Below are 22,649 nucleotides of genomic sequence, written 5' to 3' on the forward strand. Positions count from 1 at the left end.
GAGCGGCATGCGAGCGGGATCACTCTGCCCGCATCGCCGACGCCGCAAGCATCGTCCGATCATGTCGCCGGATCATCGTCAGCGCCTGCGCGGGGACCAGCAATGAGCGGTGCCGAGCACGCCCCACGCGGGTCTTCCGCTTCGCTCGATCACCGCAGTGCACCGTCTCCGAATACTCGCGGTGCACCTTCTCGGAATTCTGCTTCGCTGCAGCTGGTTCAAAGACAACCTGCGGGCGGTCACGGAGGAGGTGGTTTGGGCGCGGGCGGTTCGGGGGTAGGCACAGCCGGTTCGGGCGCGGGCGGTTCGAATGCCGGCAGCTCGGGGGCAGGCGCGGCCGGTTCGGGCGCACGCGGATCTGGTGCAGGTGCAGGCGGCTCGGGTGCAGGTGCAGCCGGTTCCGGCGCAGGCAGCTCGGGCACAGGCGCAGCCGGTTCCGGTGGTGGTGGTTTGGGTGCAGGCGCAGCCGGTTCCGGTACCGGTGGTTTGGGTGCCGGCAACTCGAGTGCCGGCAGTTCGGGCGCAGGCAGTTCGGGCGCAGGCGGACACGGCTCAGGCAGTTCCTCAGGCAGTTCGGGCGCGGGCAGTTCAGGCGCCGGCAGTTCAGTCGCGGGCAGTTCGGGCGCAGGCAGTTCGGGCGCAGGCAGTTCGGGCGCAGGCAGTTCGGGCGCCGGCAGTTCTGGCGCCGGCAGTTCGGGCGCAGGCAGTTCGGGTGCAGGCGGTCACGGCTCAGGCAGTTCGGGCGCCGGCAGTTCAGGCGCCGGCAGTTCAGGCGCGGGCAGTTCGGGTGCAGGCAGTTCTGGCGCGGGCGGTCACGGCTCCGGCAGTTCGGGCGCAGGCAGTTCAGGCGCAGGCAGTTCAGGCGCCGGCAGTTCAGGCGCAGGCAGTTCAGGCGCAGGCAGTTCAGGCGCAGGCAGTTCAGGCGCAGGCAGTTCAGGCGCAGGCAGTTCAGGCGCAGGCAGTTCAGGCGCAGGCAGTTCGGGCGCCGGCAGTTCGGGCGCCGGCAGTTCGGGCGCGGGCGGTCACGGTTCAGGCAATTCAGGCTCAGGCAATTCAGGCTCAGGCAATTCAGGCGCAGGCAATTCAGGCGCAGGCAATTCAGGCTCAGGCAATTCAGGCGCAGGCAGTTCAGGCGCAGGCAGTTCAGGCGCAGGCAGTTCAGGCGCAGGCAGTTCAGGCGCAGGCGGTCCAGGTGCAGGCAGTTCGGGCGCAGGCGGTCACGGCTCGGGCGGTCCCGGCTCGGGCGGTCACGGGTCAGGGGGGGCGGGCGGAGGCGGTCACGGCGGAGGCGGTTCGGGCTCGGGCGGCTCAAGGTAATCCACCGCCACATTTTCAGCCGCTCTTTCGTGCAAGAGACGAAGGTCAAAGCGGCTATCCGACGGGTAATCCCGATTGTGTGGCGCGACAGTCTGGATGAGAGACGCGCGACAAACAAGGTGAGAATGTCGCGGCGAAGTTGGTGATGCCGAATTGATTGACGCAGCTTTTTTTGATTGTCACCGATGCGGCTCTCATCTCGTTTGATGCACGGCACGATTCGATGGAATATGACGGCTGAAATCCCTCGCGTATGTCCATCTCTATGGTGGAAGCTCCGATGGCTGCAAATGTCAGTTGCCGAAGCGCATCGAAAAGCCAATGACGGGAACTGCCCGGCAGTAGGCGTTCGTCCACCTCGCTGGAAAGCTGCGATTGAAGGCTCCGATGTCGGCTCCCGAGAAAGTCCATCGAACAGGTGCTCTCGGCTGCGGATTCGACCGGCCATTTACACTGACGCAGCAAACGTCCGAAAGCCGAATGGGAACGGTCAGGTATTTCAGTTCAGCGTCACGCTGAACGCTTTACGATCTTTGAAATCAATTCGTCCACTCGCGACAGAAACAGGCTGACAATCGGCGCCGTATTGCTCGGGCTGTAACCCACGGCCAGCTCTATTGTCGGGACGTCCCCTTCTAGCGGCCGGCTCACGACGGACCATGGCATCAGGTTCTGCACATAGGCCGGTATCAGCGTGACGGCGCGCATCGAAGCAATCAGCGACATCACCATCGCCGGATTGTCGACGCTTTGCGCGACGTCCACTTCGATGCCCGATTTGGCCAGCCATGTGTCGATCACCTGTCTCAGCACCTTGGCTTTGTCCGCCATCGCGATGAACGGCTCGTGTCGGAGTTCCTCCGGACGCACCGTTTTGCGCGCAGTTAACGGATGGTCGCTCGGCATCAGCACGACGAGCGGCTCCTTGCCGACGACTTTGTACTCGAGGCCGTATCCGGGCTCGGCTCGCATAAACGCCACGTCGAGCTTGCCGTGCGCCAGGGCGGCGGCCAGTTCCGTCGAATAGTCGCTGGAGACGGTAACCTCGATATTCGGCAACTCCTCGCGCAACAGGTGCATCGCGTCGGGCAGCCATGTCATTTCCTGACCAGTCAGAAATCCCAGCGCAAAGCGCGGTTTCGCCGGCTGCGCCGCACGCCGTGCCGCCTCCACGGCTGCATCCACCTGAGCTATCGCGAGCCGCGCATGATCGATGAAGGCCTTGCCCGCGTCGGTCAGTTCGACGCCGCGCGCGCTGCGTACCAGCAGTTCCACGCCGACCTGATCTTCCAGATCGCGAATTTGCCGGCTTAACGACGGTTGCGAAGTATGCAGCCGTTTTTCAGCCGCCACCGTGAGGCTGCCGGTCTCGGCTACCGCAATGAAGTACCGCAAATGACGCAGTTCCATGGTTTTCCCGCCCCATGCCTGTCAGGCATGTACCCAAGCTTTCAAAGTCTTTTTAATCGACCCGGGAAGTACGTAGATTAAGTCCTGTCGTCTCTTTCCTTGCAGCGAACGCGAATAAGCCATGCGTCCCGGCGATACCTAACAGGAGTTTCTCATGAACAGCCCCGTCGTTCTCATCACCGGCGCGCTGACCGGCATCGGTCGCGCCACCGCCATCGCTTTCGCCCGCTCCGGAGCGCGGCTCGTCGTCTCCGGCCGTCGCCCGGCAGAGGGCGCAGCCCTCGAGGCCGAGTTGCGCGAGCTGGGCTCTGAAGCCTTCTTCGTTCAGGCCGACGTCCGCCATGACGAAGAGGTCCGCAGTCTCATCGATCAAGCCGTTTCCCGGTTCGGCAGGCTGGACATCGCGGTCAACAATGCCGGGACAGAAGGCACGCCTGGGCCGGTAACCGATGTGTCCGCTGACAGCTATGCCGCTACCTTCGACACCAACGTGCTAGGCGTGCTGTTGAGCCTCAAGCACGAACTGCGCGTCATGACGGCTCAACGATCCGGCAGCGTGATCAACATCTCGTCGACTTACGGCCACGAAGGTGCAGCCTATGCCGCCATTTACGCCGGCAGTAAGCACGCAGTCGAAGGGTTCACCAGATCGACGGCGCTCGAAGTGGCCAGCACGGGGGTGCGGGTCAATGCGGTCGCGCCAGGACCGACCGACACCGGCATGCTCGACCGCTTTACCGGCACACCAGAGAGGAAAGCGGCGCTGGCAGGCGGCGTGCCGCTCGCGCGTATAGGCAACCCGGCGGACATCGCCGCAGCGGTGCTCTTTCTGGCGTCCGAAGGCGCCGCCTTCGTGACGGGACAGATCGTCACGGTCGACGGCGGCAAGACGGCGGGCTGATCCGCGCTTTCTTCCTTCCCCTACCTTCTGATGCCGGGAGTATCGAATCATGAACACGTTATCGGGCAAGACCGCGCTGGTGACCGGCGCATCACGCGGCATCGGCCGCGCCAGCGCGCTTGCGCTGGCGAAGGCAGGTGCCCAGGTGCTGGTGCACTATGGCCGAGGCGCGCAGGAGGCCGACGCTGTCGTCGAGGAGATAAGGCAAGCGGGCGGCACATCCGAGAAGATTGCCGCTGACCTGCGCGCCGCTGATGGTCCACACCTGCTCGCGCAGCGGACGCGCGCAATCGTCGGCGGCCGCCTCGACGTCCTGGTTGCCAATGCCGGCATCTCCGGCGCGGCGACGATTGAAGAAACAACAGTCGAACACTTCGACAACCTGTTCGCGGTGAACGTACGCGCGCCGTTCTTCCTTGTTCAGCAACTGCTGCCCGTGATGTGCAAGGGCAGCAGCATCGTGCTGCTTTCGTCGCTAGCCGCGCACGCGGCGCTCGGCACGCTGGCGGCCTATGCAGCCACCAAGGGCGCCATCGACACGCTTGTCAAACATTTCGGCGCGGCGCTCGGTGACCGGGGCATCCGGGTCAACGCTGTCGCGCCCGGTGTGGTGCCGACCGATATGTCCAGCTTCGCGAAGACTGGAGCAGGACAAAACTTCGCGATCGGCATTCAGGCGCTAAAGCGCATGGCGCAACCAGATGACATCGGTGCGGCGGTGGCCTTCCTCGCATCCGATGAAGCGCGCTGGATCACTGGCGATACCTTGCATGTGGACGGCGGATCGAAGCTCTGATCGCAACGTCGTATCCCAATCTCAAATGGAGAAAGAGTCATGAAGCTTTATCACGCCAACGGGTCACCCAATTCGCGCCGCGTTCGCATCCTGCTCGCAGAAAAGGGACTCGACGTCCCGCTCATTCCTGTCGTTCTCGGGACCAGGGAGCAGTTTTCGGATGCCTACCGATCCATCAATCCGCGTGTGGTCGTACCGACTCTCGTGCTCGACGACGGCACGGCCATCGGCGAAACGCCTGTCATCATGCGCTACCTCGACGACGCATTTGCGCAGACACCTTTGTTTGGAACCACGGCGCAAGAAAAGGCCATCGTCGCCATGTGGGAGCGACGCGCGGAAACTGAAGGATTTGCGGCGGTGATGGAAGGCGTGCGCAACGCGGCGGCGGGGCTAAAAGGCCGTGCCGTTTCCGGGCCGCACGGGTACGAACAGATTCCCGAACTGGTCGAACGCAGCAAGCGGCGCGTGGCGAATTTTTACGACGATATCGAGGCGAGACTGTCGAGTGTCCCGTTCGTTGCGGGCGAGTTCTATACCGCCGCGGACATCACGGCGCTGGTTGCGGTGGACTTTGCCATGCGCGCTTTTGCGATGCCGATCCCTGAACAACATGTCGCTGTCAGGAGATGGTACGAACGGGTTTCTGCACGCCCCAGCGCGGCAGCTTGACGAGTTCTTCGCTTCGCCGTGTCCGCTTTGTCGAGTTTTGCACACATGGAGAACCGGAGGGTGGACGGCTCCTGCGGGTCGACACCGGCAGTTCGCACCGTGTGACAAACGGAGTTTGACGCGGTCGCCGCTTCTCAGCGCCATCCAGTTGGCACAGGTCGGTCGTCCGCCGCTCGTCTTCGGTAAGCGCGCATTCGGCGACGGTCCGGCTTGACGCATTTAACGCGTCAAAAAGCTTGCATTTCGCGCGCGAAAAACTATCTTTGGTTAACAAAACGATTCTTCGCCTGGCACCGGAGGAGACTCATGCCGGCTACACGTATGATGATTGCGCGTCGAGCCGGCGTGAGCGTGGCCACGGTCGATCGTGTGCTGCGCGACGACCAGGGGGTTCGTCCGGAGACAGCCGAGCGCGTCCATCTCGCGCTGGCCACGTTGCGTGACGAACGCGCAAGCCGCGGCCGGCCGGCGAAAACCACGTCATTCCGGGTCGCTTTCGTCTTACCGCAAATCAACTCCCGCTTTCTCGATCAGGTCGAGCGCGATATTGCGCTGTCCGCCAGCTTCTTTCGCGAGCATCGTCTCGTCTCGTCGTTCTATCGTTGCGACCTGTCCAGCCAGCGCGACGCAACATCGCTCGCACAGCAACTGATCGACTATGACGCGCTCGTGCTCGTGCCGCTCGACTACCCGTGGGTCGAGCGAATGATCCAGGACATGACCGATGCGAATGTGCCGGTCGTCACCGTCTTTTCGGATTTACCGTCGAGTGCGCGGGCTGCGTATGTCGGCGTCGATAACCGGATCGCTGGAAGAACGGCGGGTCTGCTGATGGGACGCTTCGTGGGCGCGCGCATCGGCACGGTCGCGGTGCTGTCGGCGTCGTCGCGTTTGCACGATCAGCTGGAGCGTCGTACGGGCTTCTCCCAGGTTCTCGAGGAAGACTTTCGCAACCTGCGCTGGCTGACCGAGCCCGACTTCGCCGAGGACGACGACAGCGCCGGTCTTGCTGTGCAAGGGCTGATGGCGGGGCACCCCGATCTCGTCGGCGTGTATGTGACGGGTGGTGGCATTTCCGGCATCGCATCGACGTTGCAGGAATCGGGTGACAAGACGCGCGTCGTGCTGATCGGCCACGAGTGCACGGCCGACACTCGGGCGCAACTGTCGGAGCGGGCGATCGACGTCATCCTCGATCAGGATGTGCGCGGCATCGTCCATTGCGCGGGGCTCGCCGCCATCAATTTACTGAACGACGTGCGCGGCGTGCTCGCCATTCCGACGCCCGAAACCCGTATTTATCTTCGTGAGAATGCGCATGCCTGAAGCTCGCGACACGCGGACGGCTCGCTGAGTCTGCCAGAGCTCTAAATACAGCGTCCGGCGCATGGGCGCTGTCTGTCATCAGGTTGGAGACCCGACGGAGACAAGGAGAAGAGACATGGTACGTCTTACGACAGCAAGGGTAATCGCGGCGCTGCTGGCGTCGCTGGGGCTGAGCTTCGGATCGGCGGCACACGCGCAGGGCAAGCAGTTGACGTTATGTTGGGCTGCATGGGACCCCGCCAATGCACTCGTCGAATTGTCGAAAGACTTTACGGCGAAAACCGGCATTGCGATGAAATTCGAGTTCGTGCCGTGGACGAGCTACGCGGACCGCTTTATCAATGAACTCAATTCGCACGGAAAACTTTGCGACCTCATCATCGGAGATAGTCAGTGGATTGGCGGTGCCGCGGTCAATGGGCACTACGTGAAGCTCAATGATTTCTTCGACAAGAACAAGATTTCGATGAACGATTTCGTGCCGGCGACCGTCGTCGGCTACTCGGAATGGCCCAAGAACACGCCGAATTATTGGGCGCTGCCCGCAATGGCGGACGCCGTCGGCTGGACGTATCGCAAGGACTGGTTTGCAAGGCCCGAACTGCGCGCGGAGTTCAAACAGAAGTACAAGCGCGAACTCGAACCGCCCACTACGATGGATGAGCTCAAGCAGACAGCCGAGTTCTTTCAGGGCCGAAAGATCGACGGCAAAACCGTGTATGGCGTGTATATCTTCACAGAGCGCGGTTCGGAAGGGATCACGATGGGCGTGACCAACATGCTCTATAACTTTGGCTTTGAATACGAGGACCCGAAGAAGCCTTATCGCCTGGACGGCTTCGTGAATTCGCCAGGCGCCATCAAGGGGCTCGAATTCTACAAGGCGCTTTACAAGTGTTGCACGGCGCCGGGCATGACGAACGCCTACATGCAGGAAGGGCTCGATGCGTTCAAGTCTGGCCAGGTCGCGATGCAGATGAACTGGTTTGCCTTCTTCCCCGGACTGTACAAGGACCCGAATGTCGGCGGCGACAAGATCGGCTTCTTCGTCAATCCAAAAGAAACGAAACAGTTCACACAGCTCGGCGGGCAAGGCATTTCCGTCGTGTCGTACTCAGACCACAAGACTGACGCGCTCGAATACATCAAGTGGTTTGCGCAGCCCGATGTGCAGAAGAAGTGGTGGCAACTCGGCGGCTACTCGGCGGCGAAGTCAGTGGTAGATGCGCCGGACTTTCCGAAGAGCGCGCCATTTGCGCCTACATTCCTGAAGTCGATGGCGATCGTCAAAGACTTCTGGGCCGAGCCCGCGTATGCCGAGCTGCTGCTCGACATGCAAAAGCGCGTGCACGACTATGTGGTTGCCGATAAAGGCACCTCGAAGGAAGCGCTCGATCTGCTCGTCAAGGACTGGAACAAGGTCTTCAAGGCTGAAGGGAAGAACTAGCGTCATTGCACATGGACACGCGGACCGGCAAGCCGATCAATCTTGTCGGTCAGCGACAACAAGGAGTCAGGCATGTTGGCAAACAAGCCTTTTCCTCCGGAAGGGTTGCAGACGCAAGCGCAGACGCGCGCTGCCGCACGCCTGCGCGGGCTGTCGGACCGGACGATCGCGTGGCTATTCATTCTTCCGACTATCGTGCTGCTGCTCGCCATCAACATCTTTCCGTTGATCTGGGCATTGCGGTTGTCGTTCACGAACTTCAAGTCGAACATGCCGAGCGTGCCCGCGCGCAATGTCGGTATCAGCAATTACACGGACATACTCACCGACGAAGACATCTGGTACGCCATGCAGGTGACGGCGCGCTTCGTGTTCTGGTCGGTCGGGCTCGAAGTGCTGCTCGGTTTCGGGCTCGCGCTGCTGATCAACCGGCAGTTCCGCGGCCATAGCTTCTGGACCACGCTGATTCTGCTGCCGATGATGCTTTCGCCCGCTGTGGTCGGCAACTTCTGGACCTTCCTGCTGCAACCGCAAACGGGACTTTTCAACGACATCGTCAGCTTTTTCACGGGCATTGCGCCCAACTCGTTCCAGATGATCGGCGACGTGCCGCTCGCGCCGTGGACCATCGTGATGGTCGATACGTGGATGTGGACGCCGTACGTGATGCTGATCTGTCTCGCGGGATTGCGTTCGATTCCGGACTACATCTACGAAGCGGCCGAAGTGGACCGTGCTTCGCCGTGGCGGCAATTCTGGTCGATCACCTTGCCGATGACCCTGCCGTTCCTGATGCTTGCGATCCTCTTTCGCGGTATCGAGAACTTCAAGATGTTCGACATGGTGAACCTGCTGACATCAGGCGGCCCGGGCTCCGTAACGGAAACTGTGTCGATCACGCTCAAGCGCGCTGCGTTCGAGAAGTGGCAGACGGGGTACTCGTCCGCACTGGCGATCATCCTGTTCGTGGTGGTCTTCGGCGCGGCGAATATCTATGTGAAGGCACTCAACCGGGTGAAACAGCGATGACAGACCTTGCGCTTCAACAGTCGGTGGTGGCGGCATCGCCGCGCAGCAAGACGTTCGCCGCCTTCATCGTTATCGCCTACGCACTGATTGCGGCCCTGCCGATCGTATGGATCATCCTGACGAGCTTCAAGACGCAGGAAGACGCGGTTGCCTATCCGCCCGTCGTGGTTTTTCACCCGTCGATGGAGGGCTATGTGAATCTGTTCACCATCCGCTCGCGGCAGACGCCCGAGTTCATCGCGAGCTTGCCACCCGCTCAAACCTGGTATGACCGCGATGTGCGCAAGCGCAATATGGTGATTGCGGGGCCGTCGAAGGTGTTGCCGCGCTTCGTCAATTCGCTCGTGATCGGCTTCGGCTCGACCTTCCTGGCGGTTTTTCTCGGCACGCTCGCAGCCTATGCGTTCTCGCGTTTCAGGATTCCGCTTGCCGACGACTTGCTGTTCTTCATTCTGTCGACGCGGATGATGCCGCCCATCGCCGTCGCGATTCCCATCTTTCTGATGTATCGCGCTCTCGGCCTCTCCGATAGCTACCTCGGCATGATCGTGCTCTATACGGCGGTGAACGTGTCGCTCGCGGTTTGGCTGCTCAAAGGATTCATGGACGAAATCCCGCGCGAATATGAGGAAGCAGCCCTCGTCGACGGATATACGCGGTTGCAGGCTTTCGTCAAGGTCGTGCTGCCCCAGGCGATCACGGGCATTGCCGCGACGGCCATTTTCTGTCTGATCTTTGCATGGAACGAGTACGCGTTCGCATTGCTGCTGACGAGCGGCGATGCACAGACGATGCCGCCGTTCATTCCGTTCATCATCGGCGAAGGCGGACAGGACTGGCCGGCCGTCGCGGCCGCCACGACGCTGTTCGTTCTGCCCATCCTGATCTTTACCGTTGTACTGCGCAAGCATCTGTTGCGCGGGATCACCTTTGGAGCAGTGCGCAAATGAAAGCCCAACCTGCCATGCCGCGCCGCCGCCTGTTCCGACGGCGTTACTGTGAGGGCGCATCGACCGTGCTTATCGGCCTCGGCATTGCGATGCTCGTCCAGCCATTCACGGTCGATCTCTACACCTGGTCGTTTCCCGTGATTCTAGTGGGCGCACTGGCTTTCGTCGTCACCAGTCACTTCCCGGAGTGAGCCATGTCGACGATCGTTCTCTCCAACCTTCATAAACGCTTCGGCGCCTTCACTGCGGTGCACGATACGAATCTCACCGTGAGCAACGGCCGCTTCGTCGTGCTGCTCGGACCGTCCGGCTGCGGCAAAACGACGACGTTGCGCATGATTGCCGGGCTCGAACTGCCGACCTCAGGCCAGATTTTGATCGACGGCGAAGATGTGACGGGATTGCGGGCGCGTCAACGCGACATTGCGTTTGTGTTTCAGATGTTCGCGCTCTATCCCCATATGACTGTGCGGAACAACATCGCCTTTCCGCTGAAGAACGAAGGCATTTCGCGCCGTGAGATTGCGGCGCGTGTCGATGCGGCCGCGCATATGCTGCGCATCGAAAGTCTGCTCGACCGAAAGACGGGTGGGCTGTCGGGCGGCGATCGTCAACGCGTCGCCTTGGGCCGCGCGATTGTCCGGCACCCGAAGGCTTTTCTGATGGACGAGCCGCTGGGCACGCTCGACGCGGATTTCCGCGAACTGATGTGCCTTGAGTTGCGCAAGCTGCACAATGCGCTCAACGCAACGACGGTCTACGTGACGCACGACCAACGGGAAGCGATGGCGATGGCCGACGACATCGTTGTGATGAGCGGCGGCGAGGTGCTGCAATCCGCGTCGCCGCATCAGGTCTATCACTTCCCAGCGACCGTGTTCGTTGGGAGCTTTATCGGCAGCCCCCCGATGAATTTTTTGGCCGTGGACGGCGGCGTCGAAGCGGGCGTGGAATCGGTCTCGCTCCGCGGTGTGGCCGTGTCGGTGCCGCGCACTGTTGCATCCGCCGCGAAAGCGCTGCTTGGCGTGCGGCCCGAGCACGTCGTGATCGACGAGCACAGTGCGTTGCGTGGACGCGTGATTGCCGACGAGTATCTCGGCTCGCATCAGATTCTGGTCGTCGAAACCGCGCTCGGCGTGGTGCGCGTGCGGGTCGGCAAGAACGAAGGAAGAGCGGCGGGAGCGCAGGTCGGGTTGTCGTTTCACAAGGAGCGCACGCTGATGTACGACGCATCCAGCGGCGTGCTGCTGCCCGGCGCTGTGCGGCAGATGGCCGTCAACGGACGCAGCAACGGAGGCGCTTATGTCTGAGATTCGCCTGCATGGGGTGACGAAGCGATTTGGCGATATCGTCGCGGTGGATGATGTGTCGTTCGACGTGAAAGAGGGCGAGTTCGTCGTGTTGCTCGGGCCGAGCGGCGCGGGCAAGACCACCACGTTGCGGCTGATCGCTGGTCTCGAACGCCCCGACGAAGGCGAGATATTCATCGACGGTGCCGCCGCGAAGGACATGCATCCGGCGGACCGAGACGTCGCCTTCGTCTTTCAGCAGTATTCGCTGTACCCGCATCTGACGGTGTTTGGCAACCTGGCGTTTCCACTGCGCTCCCCGCGGCGGCGCGTGAGCGAGGCGGAAGTCACCGCGCGCGTGCAGATGGTCGCGCAGATGCTGCACATCGAGTCGAAACTTGGCAATCTGGCGACGCATCTGTCGGGCGGCGAGATGCAGCGAGTCGCCATCGGACGCGCGCTAGTGCGTCAGCCCAAGGTGTTTCTGATGGATGAGCCGCTGTCGTCGCTCGATGCGAAGTTGCGCGAGGAGATGCGAATCGAACTGAAGCGTCTGCATCGCACGATCGGCGCGACGATCATCTACGTGACGCACGATCAGGTCGAAGCGACCACGCTTGCGGATCGCATCGGCATACTCGAGCAGGGACGCATCGTGCAGATTGGTGCGCCGCGCGATGTGTATGGCAATCCCGCTTCACTTGGCGCTGCGCAACGTCTCGGCTCGCCGCCCATCAACCTGCTGCCGCCCATGTTGTTCGATCCTTCCACGATGCCGGCCGGCGCGTCGACGGTCGCGATCCGGCCTGAAGACATCGTGCTGCACGCGCCTGATACGCGCGACGTGATCAATCTTCGCGTGCTTGAATATTCCCCGCTGCGACATCTGCTGATCATGGAGCGCGACGGCACCGCCATCGTCGCGACGACCATGACCGAGCGCAATTTCACGCCTGGGCAAACAGTCGGCGTGTCGCTGCCTCCGCGCAGCCTTCTCTATTTCCGCTCCGACGGCAGGAGGATTCCGGCATGAACGGGAAAACGGTCATGGCGTGCATCGAGGCCGCGCATGCGACGCTAAAGAAACACACGGACGAGATCGCCGCGCTCGATCAGCAGATCGGCGATGGCGATCATATCTTCAACCTGTTGCGGGGCGTCGATGCGCTGCTTGCGATGCGCGCCAATATCGAGGCCGAGGCGTTTGCGCCCGCGCTGGAACAGGCCGCCTCCAAATTGCTGTCGACGGTGGGCGGTTCGTCGGGGCCGCTGTTTTTTTCGTTGCTGCATGGCATGGCAAAGGCCGCGCAGAACGCGGACACAATGAGTGTGGAGGACGCGGCGCGGATCTTCGCCGCGGGTGTCGACGCCGTAGCCCAACGCGGCAAAGCCGGCATCCGCAGCAAGACGATGATGGACGTGCTCATCCCCGTCTCGTCACGCTTCGTGGAACTAGCCGAAGATAGTGCGGCGCCCGAAGCCGTGCTCGATGCGCTGCCGCTGACGGCCGAAGAGGGCATGCGCGCGACGCGCGACATGCTCGCGACCAAGGGGCGCGCGTCGTTTCTCGGCGAGCGTGCGCGCGGGCACATCGATCCCGGCGCACGGTCGAGCCAGTTGATGATCAGTGCGATATGCGCGCGGCTCGCGCAGGACAGAGAGTGAAAGGAGCGCAGACCATGAAAAAATTTATCAACCATGTCGACGACTTTCTAACTGAGAGCCTTACTGGATTCGCCGCCGCGCATGGTGATCTCGTCGTGCTCGACAACGATCCTGTGTTCGTGCGGCGCAGTACGCTGAAGCCAGGCAAGGTTGCGCTCGTCTCGGGCGGCGGCTCGGGACACGAGCCTTTGCATATCGGCTTCGTCGGGTACGGGATGCTGGATGCCGCGTGCCCCGGCCAGGTATTCACTTCGCCGACGCCCGATCAGATGATGGCAGCCGCCAAGGCCGTCGATACGGGCGCGGGAACGCTCTTCATCGTGAAGAACTATTCCGGCGATCTGATGAACTTCGAAATGGCGTCCGAGATGTCGGAGTTGCCGAATGCGATGGTGTTGATCAACGACGACGTCGCCGTCGAAAACTCCAGTTATACAACGGGGCGGCGCGGCGTCGCCGGTGCCGTGATCGTCGAGAAACTGGTGGGTAGTCTCGCCGAGAGCGGCGCCAATCTCGAACAATGCAAGGCGTTCGGCGACCGGATCAACAAGCGTACGGCGTCGATGGGCGTCGCGTTTTCCAGTTGCACGGTGCCCGCGGCGGGCACGCTGACGTTCAAGATCGGCGACGATGAAATCGAGGTCGGCGTTGGCATTCATGGCGAGCCAGGGCGGCGTCGCGCGCGCTTTGCCACAGCCGATGCGATCGCGGCAGAGCTGCTGACGGCGATCATCGCCGATTTGAAGCCGGGGAACGGCTCCGAGTTGCTGGTCTTGATCAATGGACTGGGCGGAACGCCGCTCGGGGAACTGTACCTGTTGTTCAATTCCACACGCTCGTGGCTGCACCAGCGCGGTCTCGCGGTCGCGCGCGTGCAGGTCGGATCGCTTACGACGTCGCTGGAAATGGCCGGCGCGTCGATCACCTTGTGCGTGCTGGACGACGAAATGAAGCGGCATTGGGATAGCCCGGTGCATACGCCATCGCTCAGATGGGGAATGTAGCCTGTCGCCACATGGCCGTCAGATTTGCGCACGCGGCGGCAGCGGAACCGCGCGCGGGCCGCGAGCCGGCGTTAGCGCCCACCAACCCCCCGGCTATCGAGGTGTCGGGCACGGAGCTTGTGCCAGCTCCGCCTTGAAGAACCGTGCCGGACCTGTTCACCCGCAAGACCGTGCCGTTGTTCATGCCGGCCAGCAAGCCGATGTCGACGGTCGCCGCCGGTCCGGGAGCCGTGCTCGCCGAGCCAACAATGTTGAGGTTGCGCACGACGCCTTGGGTGCCGATCACGGCGAACAGGCCCATCACCCGGAAGAACGGCTCCTCCATGTCTCTCCGACATGGATTACCCCGCGTCGGCGGGCTTTTTTTCGTTTGCCTCAAACATCGACCGCCGCTGTTCGCCACCAGCCAACAGGTGAGACGGCTCCGTTTGTCCGGGCCGAACCAGGCGCGTGTTCAGATCGGAACCTGCTAGCCAATATATTTCTTGAGAGCTCAAATTTATCCCTTTTGAATCATGAGGTTATCAATCTTGGATCACTGCTCTTGCATTCCTTGGCACGCCGCTCGCATAAGGAGTCGCGAGCGCAACAACTGGTGCTCATCCACTCAACCCGATTAGGAGATTCATCATGCTGAAGATCGACAACCTCGCCATGGACAGTAAAGAACTCGACCGCGCCGCAATGAGCGACATTCGCGGCGGCCAAGGCGTGAGCGCCCCCACCTCGATCGCCCAACAAGTTTTTGGCGATAACATCGGCAGCCCGATCATCAACGCGCCGACCAACGTCAATGCTCCCGTGAGCGTTGATCTGACGAACATCAACAAGACGGTGAACAAGTACAGCAGCAGCTACGGCTACGGGTACCCCGTGCTGTTCTAATCTGCCTCCGGCAGCAAGAGGGAAGGGACGGGGGTTTGTTTCCTTCTCCTCTCTCCGAGCCAGCCTTGGTTGACGCCGAGATGGCTCAGAGAGAGGTCCGCATCTCCGGCGCGGCCTCTCTCCTGAGAAAGTATTGGCCCACTTCGGTGGGCCTCTTTTTGTCTGCCTCAAGTATCGAATTGTCTTGCCTCGCGATCGCACGCGTAAGGCGCAAGTAAATTCGGGCGATTGAGTGTGACAGTGCGAATCAGCGGAGTTAGCTGATTCCGCATGTCTTGCCCGGAATCTCATCGCGACGGTATCGTTGGCGTACGTAAACGTCCGAATCTTTGCCAACGCTCGCCGCGCCGATCGAAAGAGCGCCGGCCACCGCCGCCACCACAATTGCCGTCTTCGGGCAGGAAGGGAAGGCGCGCAAAAAAGAAATAGATGCCTACGAGCACCGTTGCGACGCCCACGGTCGCGAGCAGCCACGCATACAGAAGGCAGGCTGGTCGCGACGCCGATACGCCGCCACCGTCTGCGGAATGATGATGTGCGCCAGAGCTTCTTCCGCTAGCGAATCCGGGTACTCCTTGCCTTCGGCGATCCAGTCGCGGAACGTCGACCGGAATCCATGGAACACGGTCCCATGCGGCGACATGCGTCTCGTCTCCGCATCGAGGCTAGTCTTGATGCGGTCGCGCACCCGGCGCGCGGTTCGCCTTTTTCGTCCAGATCGGCTGGAGAATCCGCACGATCATCGCTGTGTCGATGTCGCCCATTCGAACCTCACGGGTCACGGGGTACGCGTACGTTCCGAGCGTGTTCCCCCACTGCTGGCCATGCTTGCGATTGCGCCATCGAGGTTCCTGCACGCGGATAACCGCTTCGGCTGCCTCGCGAAATGTCACGTTGACATCGGACGAGATATCGAGCAAATGTCTGCGCTGCTGGTCACGTCGCGTGAGGATGGGACGATCCGGTTTCTGACCATATCGCGGTATCCCGCGGCCAGTTTCCGCGCCTCGCCAGGTGAAAATTGAGGCAGACAAAAAGAGGCCCACCGAAGTGGGCCAACGCTTTCTCAGGAGAGAGGCCGCGCCGGAGAATGCGGACCTCTCTCTGAGCCATCTCGGCGTCAACCAAGGCTGGCTCGGAGAGAGGAGAAGGAAACAAACCCCCGTCCCTTCCCTCTTGCTGCCGGAAGCCGATTAGTACAGCACCGGGTACCCGTAGCCGTAGCTGCTGTACTTGGTCACCGTCTTGTTGATGTTCGTCAGATCAACGCTCACGGGAGCATTGACGTTGGTCGGCGCATTGATGATCGGGCTGCCGATGTTATCGCCAAAAACTTGTTGGGCGATCGAGGTGGGGGCGCTCACGCCTTGGCCGCCGCGAATGTCGCTCATTGCGGCGCGGTCGAGTTCTTTGCTGTCCATGGCGAGGTTGTCGATCTTCAGCATGATGAATCTCCTAATCGGGTTGAGTGGATGAGCACCAGTTGTTGCGCTCGCGACTTCTTATGCGAGCGGCGTGCCAAGGAATGCAAGAGCAGTGATCCCAGATTGATAACTACATGATTCGAAAGGGATAAATTTGAGCTCTCAAGAAATATATTGGCTGGCAGGTTCGATCTGAACACGCGCCTGGTTCGGCCCGGACAAACGGAGCCGTCTCACCTGTTGGCTGGTGGCGAACAGCGGCGATGAAGTTCATGATGAATGGCGCAATCACGATCGGAACATGGGACGGTGCAAATATCGAGATCTGTGAGGAGAGGGCGCGGAAAACTTCTTTCTTTTCGGTTTGTCCGCTGAAGACGTGATGAGTATCAAACGCGAGGGCTATCACCCTGAAGTTCACGTCGAGGGCGATGCGGAGTTGCACGAAGCGCTGGATCTAATCTCGTCAGGATACTTCTCGCGCGGCGACAGGAACCATGGTCACAAGCCGCAGCGATCCCCCGGAGCACTCGGTGTACCGATGTCTTCACCGCTCGATCATAGTGGTGTCAATGCGCGTGCCGCGCTTGATGAAGAGTGTGACGGGGGTCTTTTCGCAGATCTCCGCGAGTCGGGCCCGTTGCGTGGCGTCGAGCGGCGCATCCACGTTGACGGTGCGACGGATGTACGGGTTGCGCTCCTGGTCGGCATGCAGGGTCGTGGTCACATCGATGGCGCCGTCGGGCCAGCCCTTGCGCTGCATGTACATGCGCAGCGTCGCGGATGTGCACGCGGCGAGACCCGCGAGCACGAATTCGAAAGGGGCAGGCCCGCGATCCTGACCGCCTTCGTGCGGGCCCTCGTCGCCAGCGAGCGCATGGCGGCCGGCTTCGAGGGCCACGAGGTAGTTGGGGGCATCGGCGGCGAGCCGTGCGGAGGCGGTGGCGAGCGGCATGGTAACTCCTCGGAACTGGGCGCCACCGCAGCGGGGGTCGATTGCGGCGGGACGCGTTGAATTTCGCCGGCTGCGTGCAGGACCCGGCGCTGGTGGGAACGATTGTGCCACCCTCAGCGAGGCTCGCGCTGAGTGCGGGTCATACGCTCTCAGGCGGCTTCGCGCCGTGCGTCGGCTGCCGACGTCTGACCCACGGCGAATCGATCCTCGCGATGCTTGCCTGGTAGATGAAGCTGCGCGGCTTGCTGTCAGTGAACGCGCCACGCGAATACACGCGTAGATGATGTCCTCCTCGTGGCGTTCCTCGGGCGCACACGGATGAGCCGCCGCCCTTGCGTTAGCTATACGGTCTTCGGTCCGCCACCGAGATGTGTCAGCAGGCTTCGCATCGGCGCGGCTAGAGTCTGCCATTGCTGAAAACACAAACAAAGCCGTCTGCGTGCCCAGCTATAGGCACCTGGCGACAGCCAGTGGGATGATCGCTACACCCACCCCCTGCTGGGACTCGCCCTGATCGCCTATGCGGCCTATGCGCTGTTCTTGCCGACACTTTCGGTCCCGCAACGGCGCGAGTCCTGGCTTTCGCCCGTCATCGGCATGGTTACCGGGTTGCTGACCGGTGCCACCGGCGTCTTCACGATTCCCGCCGTGCCTTATGCGCAGTGATTGGGTCTTCAGAAAGACGAGCTCGTGCAGGCTCTTGGCCTTTCGTTCACCGTCTCCACGGTTGCTCTCGCAAGAGGGCTCTTCACCCATGGTTGGGCTCGATCGTGCGGTAGAAGATCAGTCCAAAAACCTTCCGCCGTTGCTCTCTCCTATTCCTCATCGTCCTGAGTCTCGAACTAGCGCTGCATCCGTTCTCTTGAGTCTTGCAAAATATGTGCTGGCGGCAACTCGCAAAGCTAGTGGAAAATCACGGATGAAAATTCGCCGCCTTCGATACGCGTAACTTTGGAGTTTTCGATGCCCAATCTGAGCCATTTCCTTTCATTCGGTCTCGTTGCACTCGGCATGGTGCTTACACCCGGACCGAATATGGTTTATCTGATTTCACGCTCCATCTGCCAAGGTCGTCAAGCTGGACTGATCTCCCTGGCTGGCGTCGCCCTTGGCTTCGTCTTCTACATGCTGTGTGCCGCATTGGGCATCACCGCTCTGGTTCTCGCTATACCCTACGCTTACGATGCCCTCCGCTTTGGCGGCGCGATGTATCTGCTCTATCTTGCGTGGCAGGCAGTGAAGCCCGGCGGACGCTCACCATTTCAGGTCCGCGATCTTCCCATGGACAGCCCTCGCAAACTGTTCCTGATGGGGTTCACCACCAATCTGCTGAACCCCAAAATCGCCGTGCTTTACCTTTCGCTACTGCCTCAGTTCATCGATCCGTCGCACGGCAGCATATTTCATCAATCACTTGCCCTAGGCGCAATGCAGATCGCGATCAGCGTCTGCGTGAATGCAGCCATTGCGACTATGGCCGGTTCGATTGCGGGATTTCTCTCAAGCCGCCCGACGTGGATTACGCTTCAACGCTGGTTGATGGGCACAGTGCTAGCGGGTCTTGCAATCCGCATGGCCACGGAAGCCCGTCGGTAGTCTCTTCAATTGCATCAAAGCCACTTCACCTTTCCTGTCCCGCGCGCACGAATGGCGGGGGGAAGGTGGAGACTCGGCCTTCCCTGAATCCTCATGGACGAACCTGGATGACCGTCTTCCCACGGATCCGCTCAGTCGGATTGAAAGCGGCGACGGCTTCGTCGAGGGTCGCGATCTTGCCGATGAGGACGCGCTGGCCCGCCTGAAGGCGCCCGTACTGAAACAGCCCTTGCCACGGTTTTAGGACTTCCTCGACAATGAACCGTCTGCTAGCGGAGGGCGCTTCATACTCACAAGCTCCATCACCTCATGCCGAACATCTGCGGATGAGATCGCAATGGTCAACCATTTCCCGTCGGGATATGCTCTTGCTTCATCGTAGAGCTTGACCAACTGCGGGCTCGCGTTCGGGAGGCGATGACCGTTGGCATGGCGCCATCGCCTTTGTCAACATGGTTCGGGACCCCGTGCTGGGCGTTACCCGGCCTTTTGCTCGGGGTTGCCACGGCGCCTGAACAGCACGTCCCGGCGGCGTGCCGTCGACTGTTCGAGATCATCGACCGGTATCGCTAGCCTCATCACCGCATGAGATGTCTGCTAACGGGCCAGCCCGCAAGTGGTGGCCGGTTGCGCGCTACTGGGACGGAGGAAGACACTCGTGCAACGGCGGCGCACTTCCGTTGAGGCGCAGAGCAAGGAACCTGGCCGTTCCGGTCGGGGCGCCGACCTTGACCGTCGAGCCCGTCCTGGCGTTGGCGACCTGGCTTTTGCAGAAGCGGAAGTACGAATTGTCGCAAGGATATGGGCCGGCGATCTGGAAGCCAACCGGAGAGCCCGGGGTCACGCTTATCGGACACGCGCAGATGATCTCCGCGCGGTCGAGCGGCTCGTCGAACCCCGGGAACGAGCTGCCCTTGCTGCTGGTGAAGCACATGCCGCCGTCGCATTGCGCGTAGCCGCCGTCGGACCCCGCTGGACAGTTATAGAGCGCCTGATTGCCCTGCGGCGCGACGACGGACTCTGGCACGCTGAACGTGCTCACCATGTAGCCATTGTCGACGCCGTTGGCGTTTATCGAGCAGACGTCCTCGCTGTCGACCCGAAGAGGCAAGCTGATGCTGTCCCCCTTTCTGACGTCGCATTGGCAATAGGCCACCTGGTTCAGCACCGTGCAGCTTGCGGTCGCGCAGAGTGCGTACGTCTGCCCTTTGCAGATCTTGAAGAATCCGGAGGCAGCCGCGCTGGCAGGCATCCCGGGCGGAGGGATGCTCGCGGAAGGCGCGGGCGCGACAGTCTTCCCTCCGCAGCCGGTCAGTGCGTCGAGTGCCCCGCCCAACATCAGCGCTACGAGGAGAAAGTTCACTAGCCTGTGTGCCATGATTCCCTCCTGCTATCGGAAGCGGTGGTACGGACAAGTATGTCCCGATGTCCGTATCGCGTCGGACATTGTGTCGGCGCCGCACGCGCCACATCCTGAAGCAAGAATCAGAGTGGGAGCGTTGCTGCTCTTCGCGAACGACACCCGGCCAAACGCTCGACACTGGCCGCACACTTCTCGAATTCGCACCCCTGCTGGTAGAGCTGCTGGCGTCGTACCCCGAGGTGGAGATTGTGCTGATGTCATCACCAGCCACGGACAAAACAATTGCTGCCAGGATGTCGGTCGCGGATTGGGGGAGCGCGGACTTGGTTGGTTCACCGACCAGCAAGCGCTTCGAATTTGACTTCATAAGCATAAGTGATAATAATATCAACTAGGCAGACTGATTAACGTTTTGAAAGGCCCCGCCGGCACTCCACGTGCCCGATACAACGGCATTAGCTGAGTGGTCGTTCGAAGCGAATCACGCGACGTCCCGGGCGTGAATCCAGTAAGGTCCGATCAGGCATCCTATCGTCTTGCCCTCTCACTGCTCCCGAGCATTGAGCGCATGGTTCACACCGCCGAATACCATGCACCACGATGCGCGGACACCATCCCTGAGGCCGCTGCTTGCATCGAAACAACCATGTGATTGAACAGCCGAAGGGCCGAAGGTGCACCCATGACCAACTACCATCGCCAATCCCTCATTTGGGGCGCCGTCGCCTTATCGGCCGGTATTCTTCTCTGGAGCCTGCGCGCGGTGCTGACGCCATTTCTTCTCGGGGCAATGATCGCGTACATCCTGCAGCCAGGCGTCGAATGGCTTGCACGTCATCGCACGCCAAGAGGACTTGCCGCGCTTCTTATGATCTCTGTATTCGCGTTGGTGATCACGTCGGTCGCCTTGCTTGCATTCCTGGTCATCCAGCAGGAAGTGCCTGAATTCGCAAGACAAGGCCCGTCACTCGCGGCCAAGCTCGAGGCCATTCTCAAACCGCGGCTCGCATGGCTGGGAGTCAGCTACTCGCTTGATCTGGCGAGTGTCCGTGATTGGGTCGCGGCTCATCTGATCGCAAGCGAGCAGGGCGCAGCTCTCACCGTGTGGCGGTACCTTGGCACAAGCGGCAATGTAATGATCGCCGTCGTGGGAAATGCAGTGCTGGTGCCACTTGTACTCTTTTATCTGCTCTACGACAGGCACGAGGCTTTCGCGCGCCTGGAAAGCTTCGTGCCGCGGCGCTGGCTAGATAGGACGCGCGACTTCGTCGCAGAGATCGATCACATGATGTCGCAATATCTGCGTGGGCAACTGCTTGTCGTCGCGATACTCGCTGCGTTTTACCCCGTTGCGCTGGCGCTCGCCGGATTGTCCGTCGCGCTGCCCATCGGTCTTTTGACGGCGTTTGCCGTTTTTATCCCTTACTTCGGATTCGCGTCGGCGCTGGCGATGGCGCTGCTGGCTGCGTTGCTGCAATTTCCCGACTGGTATGGCCTCGGTGCGGTGATTGTCGTGTATGGCGTTGGGCAGATTCTCGAAAGCGCTATTCTTACGCCCCGGTTCGTCGGTGAGCGTATCGGTTTGCATCCGCTGGCGGTCATTTTCTCGTTATTGGCTTTCGGGAAACTATTCGGTTTCTTCGGTGTTCTGCTTGCGCTGCCCGCCAGCGCCGTCTTCGCCTTGGCCTTGCGAGAACTGCGTCGCCGTTATCTGACAAGTACGTTTTACCAGGCGTGATCGGCTAGAGACCAGGTCCCGCTGTGCGGCGCGCTACGGGAAGACAACCGCCGCCACAGCACTATTCCAGTTCAGACTCCTGCGCCGCGGGCAGCGGACGCCGGGCGATCTTTTCCGCCTCCAGCCGATTGAGGCCAAACCCTTGCAGGACGATGGACGCTGTACGTTCGCCAAACCTGTCAACTTTGGACCGTAACACCTTCCGCGCGCGAATCGTCCGCTTCGATGATGCTGACACATCGAGCTCAGCAGCGACTCCTGCGAGCACAGTGCCGATTGCGGAAACGACGCACATCAACTCGTCCGCGATCATAAAGCGCTTTTTTGAAATTCCTATCGCCGCATCTCGCAGCAGCCGCTGACCAAGACCCGTGCTTAACGCGCGTGTAGACAGCCCCTCGCGTATCAACAATTGTCCCCAGACCGGCTCGCGGCAGGCACGCAGCAGCGTATGGCGCACTGAGACGGCTATCACTTCCGCCGGGTCGGCCAATCCGGTGGTGAGTCCGTCAAGCCTGTTCGCGAAGTCTTCGAAGAGCCAGTCCACGAGCGCTGCGAGGATGCCTTCCTTTGATTCGAAGTAGTTGTAGAAAGACCCGAAACCCACGTCGGCGGCATGCGTGATCTCGCCGATCGTGACGCTCTCCATTCCTTTTTCCGTCAGTAGTCGGAAGGCGGCGTCGAGCAACCGGACTCGAGTCTCATGCTTGCGCCGGGCTAAACGGGGTGATTGCCCATGCACCGACTCCCGAGTTGCGATGTGCGCATGGATCGCCGACTGACCGCTTGCACGCTTGTTACGGACATCTGGCACGTTGCCTCCCGATTCTTTGTTCCATCAGATTTTAGATTTATACGTCATGATTGACAATAATATCAAAC

The 22,649-nt window shown here is 61.1% G+C and carries 24 protein-coding genes and 4 pseudogenes; 18 read left to right on the plus strand and 10 right to left on the minus strand.

The features are described 5' to 3' along the window. Positions 1 to 19: 19 nt before the first annotated feature. A complete protein-coding gene (locus GCT19_RS42945; protein WP_193727470.1) occupies positions 20 to 1,366 on the minus strand; it encodes a hypothetical protein in 1,347 nt (448 codons plus the stop codon). Between the two features lie 461 nt (positions 1,367 to 1,827). After that, on the minus strand, positions 1,828 to 2,727 hold the full coding sequence (locus GCT19_RS31760; protein ID WP_152854122.1) for a LysR family transcriptional regulator: 900 nt from the start codon (positions 2,725 to 2,727) through the stop codon (positions 1,828 to 1,830). Positions 2,728 to 2,881: 154 nt separating this feature from the next. Between GCT19_RS31760 and GCT19_RS31765 the strand changes: the two genes are divergently transcribed. The 12 genes from GCT19_RS31765 (at position 2,882) to dhaK (ending at position 13,806) form a co-directional block, all read left to right on the plus strand. Continuing rightward, the gene (locus GCT19_RS31765) at positions 2,882 to 3,628 is read left to right on the plus strand and encodes an SDR family NAD(P)-dependent oxidoreductase (RefSeq protein WP_018435061.1); all 747 of its coding nucleotides are present in this window, start codon (positions 2,882 to 2,884) and stop codon (positions 3,626 to 3,628) included. A gap of 49 nt (positions 3,629 to 3,677) precedes the next feature. Further along, a complete protein-coding gene (locus GCT19_RS31770) occupies positions 3,678 to 4,424 on the plus strand; it encodes an SDR family NAD(P)-dependent oxidoreductase (protein WP_152854123.1) in 747 nt (248 codons plus the stop codon). Between the two features lie 39 nt (positions 4,425 to 4,463). Then, the gene (locus GCT19_RS31775) at positions 4,464 to 5,096 is read left to right on the plus strand and encodes a glutathione S-transferase family protein (protein ID WP_152854124.1); all 633 of its coding nucleotides are present in this window, start codon (positions 4,464 to 4,466) and stop codon (positions 5,094 to 5,096) included. 306 nt (positions 5,097 to 5,402) lie between these two features. After that, on the plus strand, positions 5,403 to 6,422 hold the full coding sequence (locus GCT19_RS31780) for a LacI family DNA-binding transcriptional regulator (RefSeq protein WP_013094034.1): 1,020 nt from the start codon (positions 5,403 to 5,405) through the stop codon (positions 6,420 to 6,422). Positions 6,423 to 6,537: 115 nt separating this feature from the next. After that, positions 6,538 to 7,869 (plus strand): ABC transporter substrate-binding protein, encoded by a 1,332-nt coding sequence (locus GCT19_RS31785; RefSeq protein ID WP_018435065.1) that lies wholly within the window; start codon positions 6,538 to 6,540, stop codon positions 7,867 to 7,869. Between the two features lie 72 nt (positions 7,870 to 7,941). After that, positions 7,942 to 8,898 (plus strand): carbohydrate ABC transporter permease, encoded by a 957-nt coding sequence (locus GCT19_RS31790; protein ID WP_013094036.1) that lies wholly within the window; start codon positions 7,942 to 7,944, stop codon positions 8,896 to 8,898. Continuing rightward, positions 8,895 to 9,848, plus strand: coding sequence for a carbohydrate ABC transporter permease (locus GCT19_RS31795; RefSeq protein WP_152854125.1), 954 nt, complete (start codon positions 8,895 to 8,897; stop codon positions 9,846 to 9,848). The genes GCT19_RS31790 and GCT19_RS31795 overlap by 4 nt, the downstream gene beginning before the upstream one ends. Continuing rightward, positions 9,845 to 10,039, plus strand: a complete 195-nt coding sequence (locus GCT19_RS31800; protein ID WP_013094038.1) for a hypothetical protein — start codon at positions 9,845 to 9,847, stop codon at positions 10,037 to 10,039. The genes GCT19_RS31795 and GCT19_RS31800 overlap by 4 nt, the downstream gene beginning before the upstream one ends. 3 nt (positions 10,040 to 10,042) lie before the next feature. After that, the gene (locus GCT19_RS31805; protein ID WP_152854126.1) at positions 10,043 to 11,158 is read left to right on the plus strand and encodes an ABC transporter ATP-binding protein; all 1,116 of its coding nucleotides are present in this window, start codon (positions 10,043 to 10,045) and stop codon (positions 11,156 to 11,158) included. Next, on the plus strand, positions 11,151 to 12,170 hold the full coding sequence (locus GCT19_RS31810) for an ABC transporter ATP-binding protein (RefSeq protein WP_152854127.1): 1,020 nt from the start codon (positions 11,151 to 11,153) through the stop codon (positions 12,168 to 12,170). The genes GCT19_RS31805 and GCT19_RS31810 overlap by 8 nt, the downstream gene beginning before the upstream one ends. Then, positions 12,167 to 12,802: a dihydroxyacetone kinase subunit DhaL gene (gene dhaL, locus GCT19_RS31815; RefSeq protein WP_152854128.1), complete on the plus strand. Its 636-nt coding sequence runs from the start codon at positions 12,167 to 12,169 to the stop codon at positions 12,800 to 12,802. The genes GCT19_RS31810 and dhaL overlap by 4 nt, the downstream gene beginning before the upstream one ends. A gap of 14 nt (positions 12,803 to 12,816) precedes the next feature. Continuing rightward, positions 12,817 to 13,806 carry a dihydroxyacetone kinase subunit DhaK gene (gene dhaK, locus GCT19_RS31820; protein WP_018435071.1) on the plus strand — a complete coding sequence of 330 codons (990 nt, stop codon included), beginning with the start codon at positions 12,817 to 12,819 and terminating at the stop codon, positions 13,804 to 13,806. On the opposite strand, the gene GCT19_RS31825 is transcribed toward dhaK, so the two are convergent. Next, a complete protein-coding gene (locus GCT19_RS31825; protein ID WP_152854129.1) occupies positions 13,790 to 14,131 on the minus strand; it encodes a hypothetical protein in 342 nt (113 codons plus the stop codon). The genes dhaK and GCT19_RS31825 overlap by 17 nt on opposite strands. A gap of 305 nt (positions 14,132 to 14,436) precedes the next feature. On the opposite strand from GCT19_RS31825, the gene GCT19_RS31830 reads away from it, so the two are divergent. Further along, complete coding sequence (locus tag GCT19_RS31830; protein ID WP_013094043.1) at positions 14,437 to 14,691, plus strand: hypothetical protein; 255 nt, start codon at positions 14,437 to 14,439, stop codon at positions 14,689 to 14,691. A 433-nt stretch (positions 14,692 to 15,124) separates the two neighbouring features. Here the strand turns inward: GCT19_RS31830 and GCT19_RS31835 are convergent, their stop codons facing one another. The 3 genes from GCT19_RS31835 to GCT19_RS31840 form a co-directional block, all read right to left on the minus strand. Continuing rightward, a complete protein-coding gene (locus GCT19_RS31835; RefSeq protein WP_152854130.1) occupies positions 15,125 to 15,334 on the minus strand; it encodes a hypothetical protein in 210 nt (69 codons plus the stop codon). Positions 15,335 to 15,356: 22 nt separating this feature from the next. Beyond that, on the minus strand, positions 15,357 to 15,737 hold the full coding sequence (locus tag GCT19_RS44845; protein ID WP_408582403.1) for a phage integrase central domain-containing protein: 381 nt from the start codon (positions 15,735 to 15,737) through the stop codon (positions 15,357 to 15,359). 147 nt (positions 15,738 to 15,884) lie between these two features. Beyond that, positions 15,885 to 16,136: a hypothetical protein gene (locus tag GCT19_RS31840; RefSeq protein ID WP_152854131.1), complete on the minus strand. Its 252-nt coding sequence runs from the start codon at positions 16,134 to 16,136 to the stop codon at positions 15,885 to 15,887. A 233-nt stretch (positions 16,137 to 16,369) separates the two neighbouring features. Between GCT19_RS31840 and GCT19_RS31845 the strand changes: the two are divergent. Further along, positions 16,370 to 16,608 (plus strand): annotated as a pseudogene (locus tag GCT19_RS31845) (glycogen/starch/alpha-glucan phosphorylase); the annotation flags it as partial. Positions 16,609 to 16,662: 54 nt separating this feature from the next. Here GCT19_RS31845 and GCT19_RS31850 read toward each other — a convergent pair. Further along, positions 16,663 to 17,070, minus strand: a complete 408-nt coding sequence (locus GCT19_RS31850) for an OsmC family protein (RefSeq protein ID WP_018435075.1) — start codon at positions 17,068 to 17,070, stop codon at positions 16,663 to 16,665. A gap of 498 nt (positions 17,071 to 17,568) precedes the next feature. On the opposite strand from GCT19_RS31850, the pseudogene GCT19_RS45100 reads away from it, so the two are divergent. Continuing rightward, positions 17,569 to 17,829, plus strand: a pseudogene (locus GCT19_RS45100) (sulfite exporter TauE/SafE family protein); the annotation flags it as partial. Between the two features lie 204 nt (positions 17,830 to 18,033). After that, entirely contained in the window at positions 18,034 to 18,666 is a 633-nt protein-coding gene (locus GCT19_RS31865) for a LysE family translocator (RefSeq protein ID WP_152854132.1), read from the plus strand. Between the two features lie 240 nt (positions 18,667 to 18,906). On the opposite strand, the pseudogene GCT19_RS31875 reads toward GCT19_RS31865, so the two are convergent. Beyond that, positions 18,907 to 19,068, minus strand: a pseudogene (locus tag GCT19_RS31875) (DUF3788 family protein); the annotation flags it as partial. 3 nt (positions 19,069 to 19,071) lie between these two features. On the opposite strand from GCT19_RS31875, the pseudogene GCT19_RS43660 reads away from it, so the two are divergent. Further along, a pseudogene (locus GCT19_RS43660) lies at positions 19,072 to 19,239 on the plus strand (PLP-dependent aminotransferase family protein); the annotation flags it as partial. A 61-nt stretch (positions 19,240 to 19,300) separates the two neighbouring features. Here GCT19_RS43660 and GCT19_RS31885 read toward each other — a convergent pair. After that, the gene (locus GCT19_RS31885; RefSeq protein WP_152854133.1) at positions 19,301 to 20,044 is read right to left on the minus strand and encodes a hypothetical protein; all 744 of its coding nucleotides are present in this window, start codon (positions 20,042 to 20,044) and stop codon (positions 19,301 to 19,303) included. A 667-nt stretch (positions 20,045 to 20,711) separates the two neighbouring features. Here GCT19_RS31885 and GCT19_RS31895 point away from each other — a divergent pair. Next, positions 20,712 to 21,767 carry an AI-2E family transporter gene (locus GCT19_RS31895; RefSeq protein WP_152854135.1) on the plus strand — a complete coding sequence of 352 codons (1,056 nt, stop codon included), beginning with the start codon at positions 20,712 to 20,714 and terminating at the stop codon, positions 21,765 to 21,767. Between the two features lie 61 nt (positions 21,768 to 21,828). Here GCT19_RS31895 and GCT19_RS31900 read toward each other — a convergent pair whose 3' ends face one another. Continuing rightward, positions 21,829 to 22,581, minus strand: a complete 753-nt coding sequence (locus tag GCT19_RS31900) for a TetR/AcrR family transcriptional regulator (RefSeq protein WP_321576900.1) — start codon at positions 22,579 to 22,581, stop codon at positions 21,829 to 21,831. Between the last annotated feature and the right edge of the window lie 68 nt (positions 22,582 to 22,649).

This window comes from Paraburkholderia atlantica, from assembly GCF_009362785.1.
In the GTDB taxonomy this organism is placed as follows: domain Bacteria; phylum Pseudomonadota; class Gammaproteobacteria; order Burkholderiales; family Burkholderiaceae; genus Paraburkholderia; species Paraburkholderia atlantica.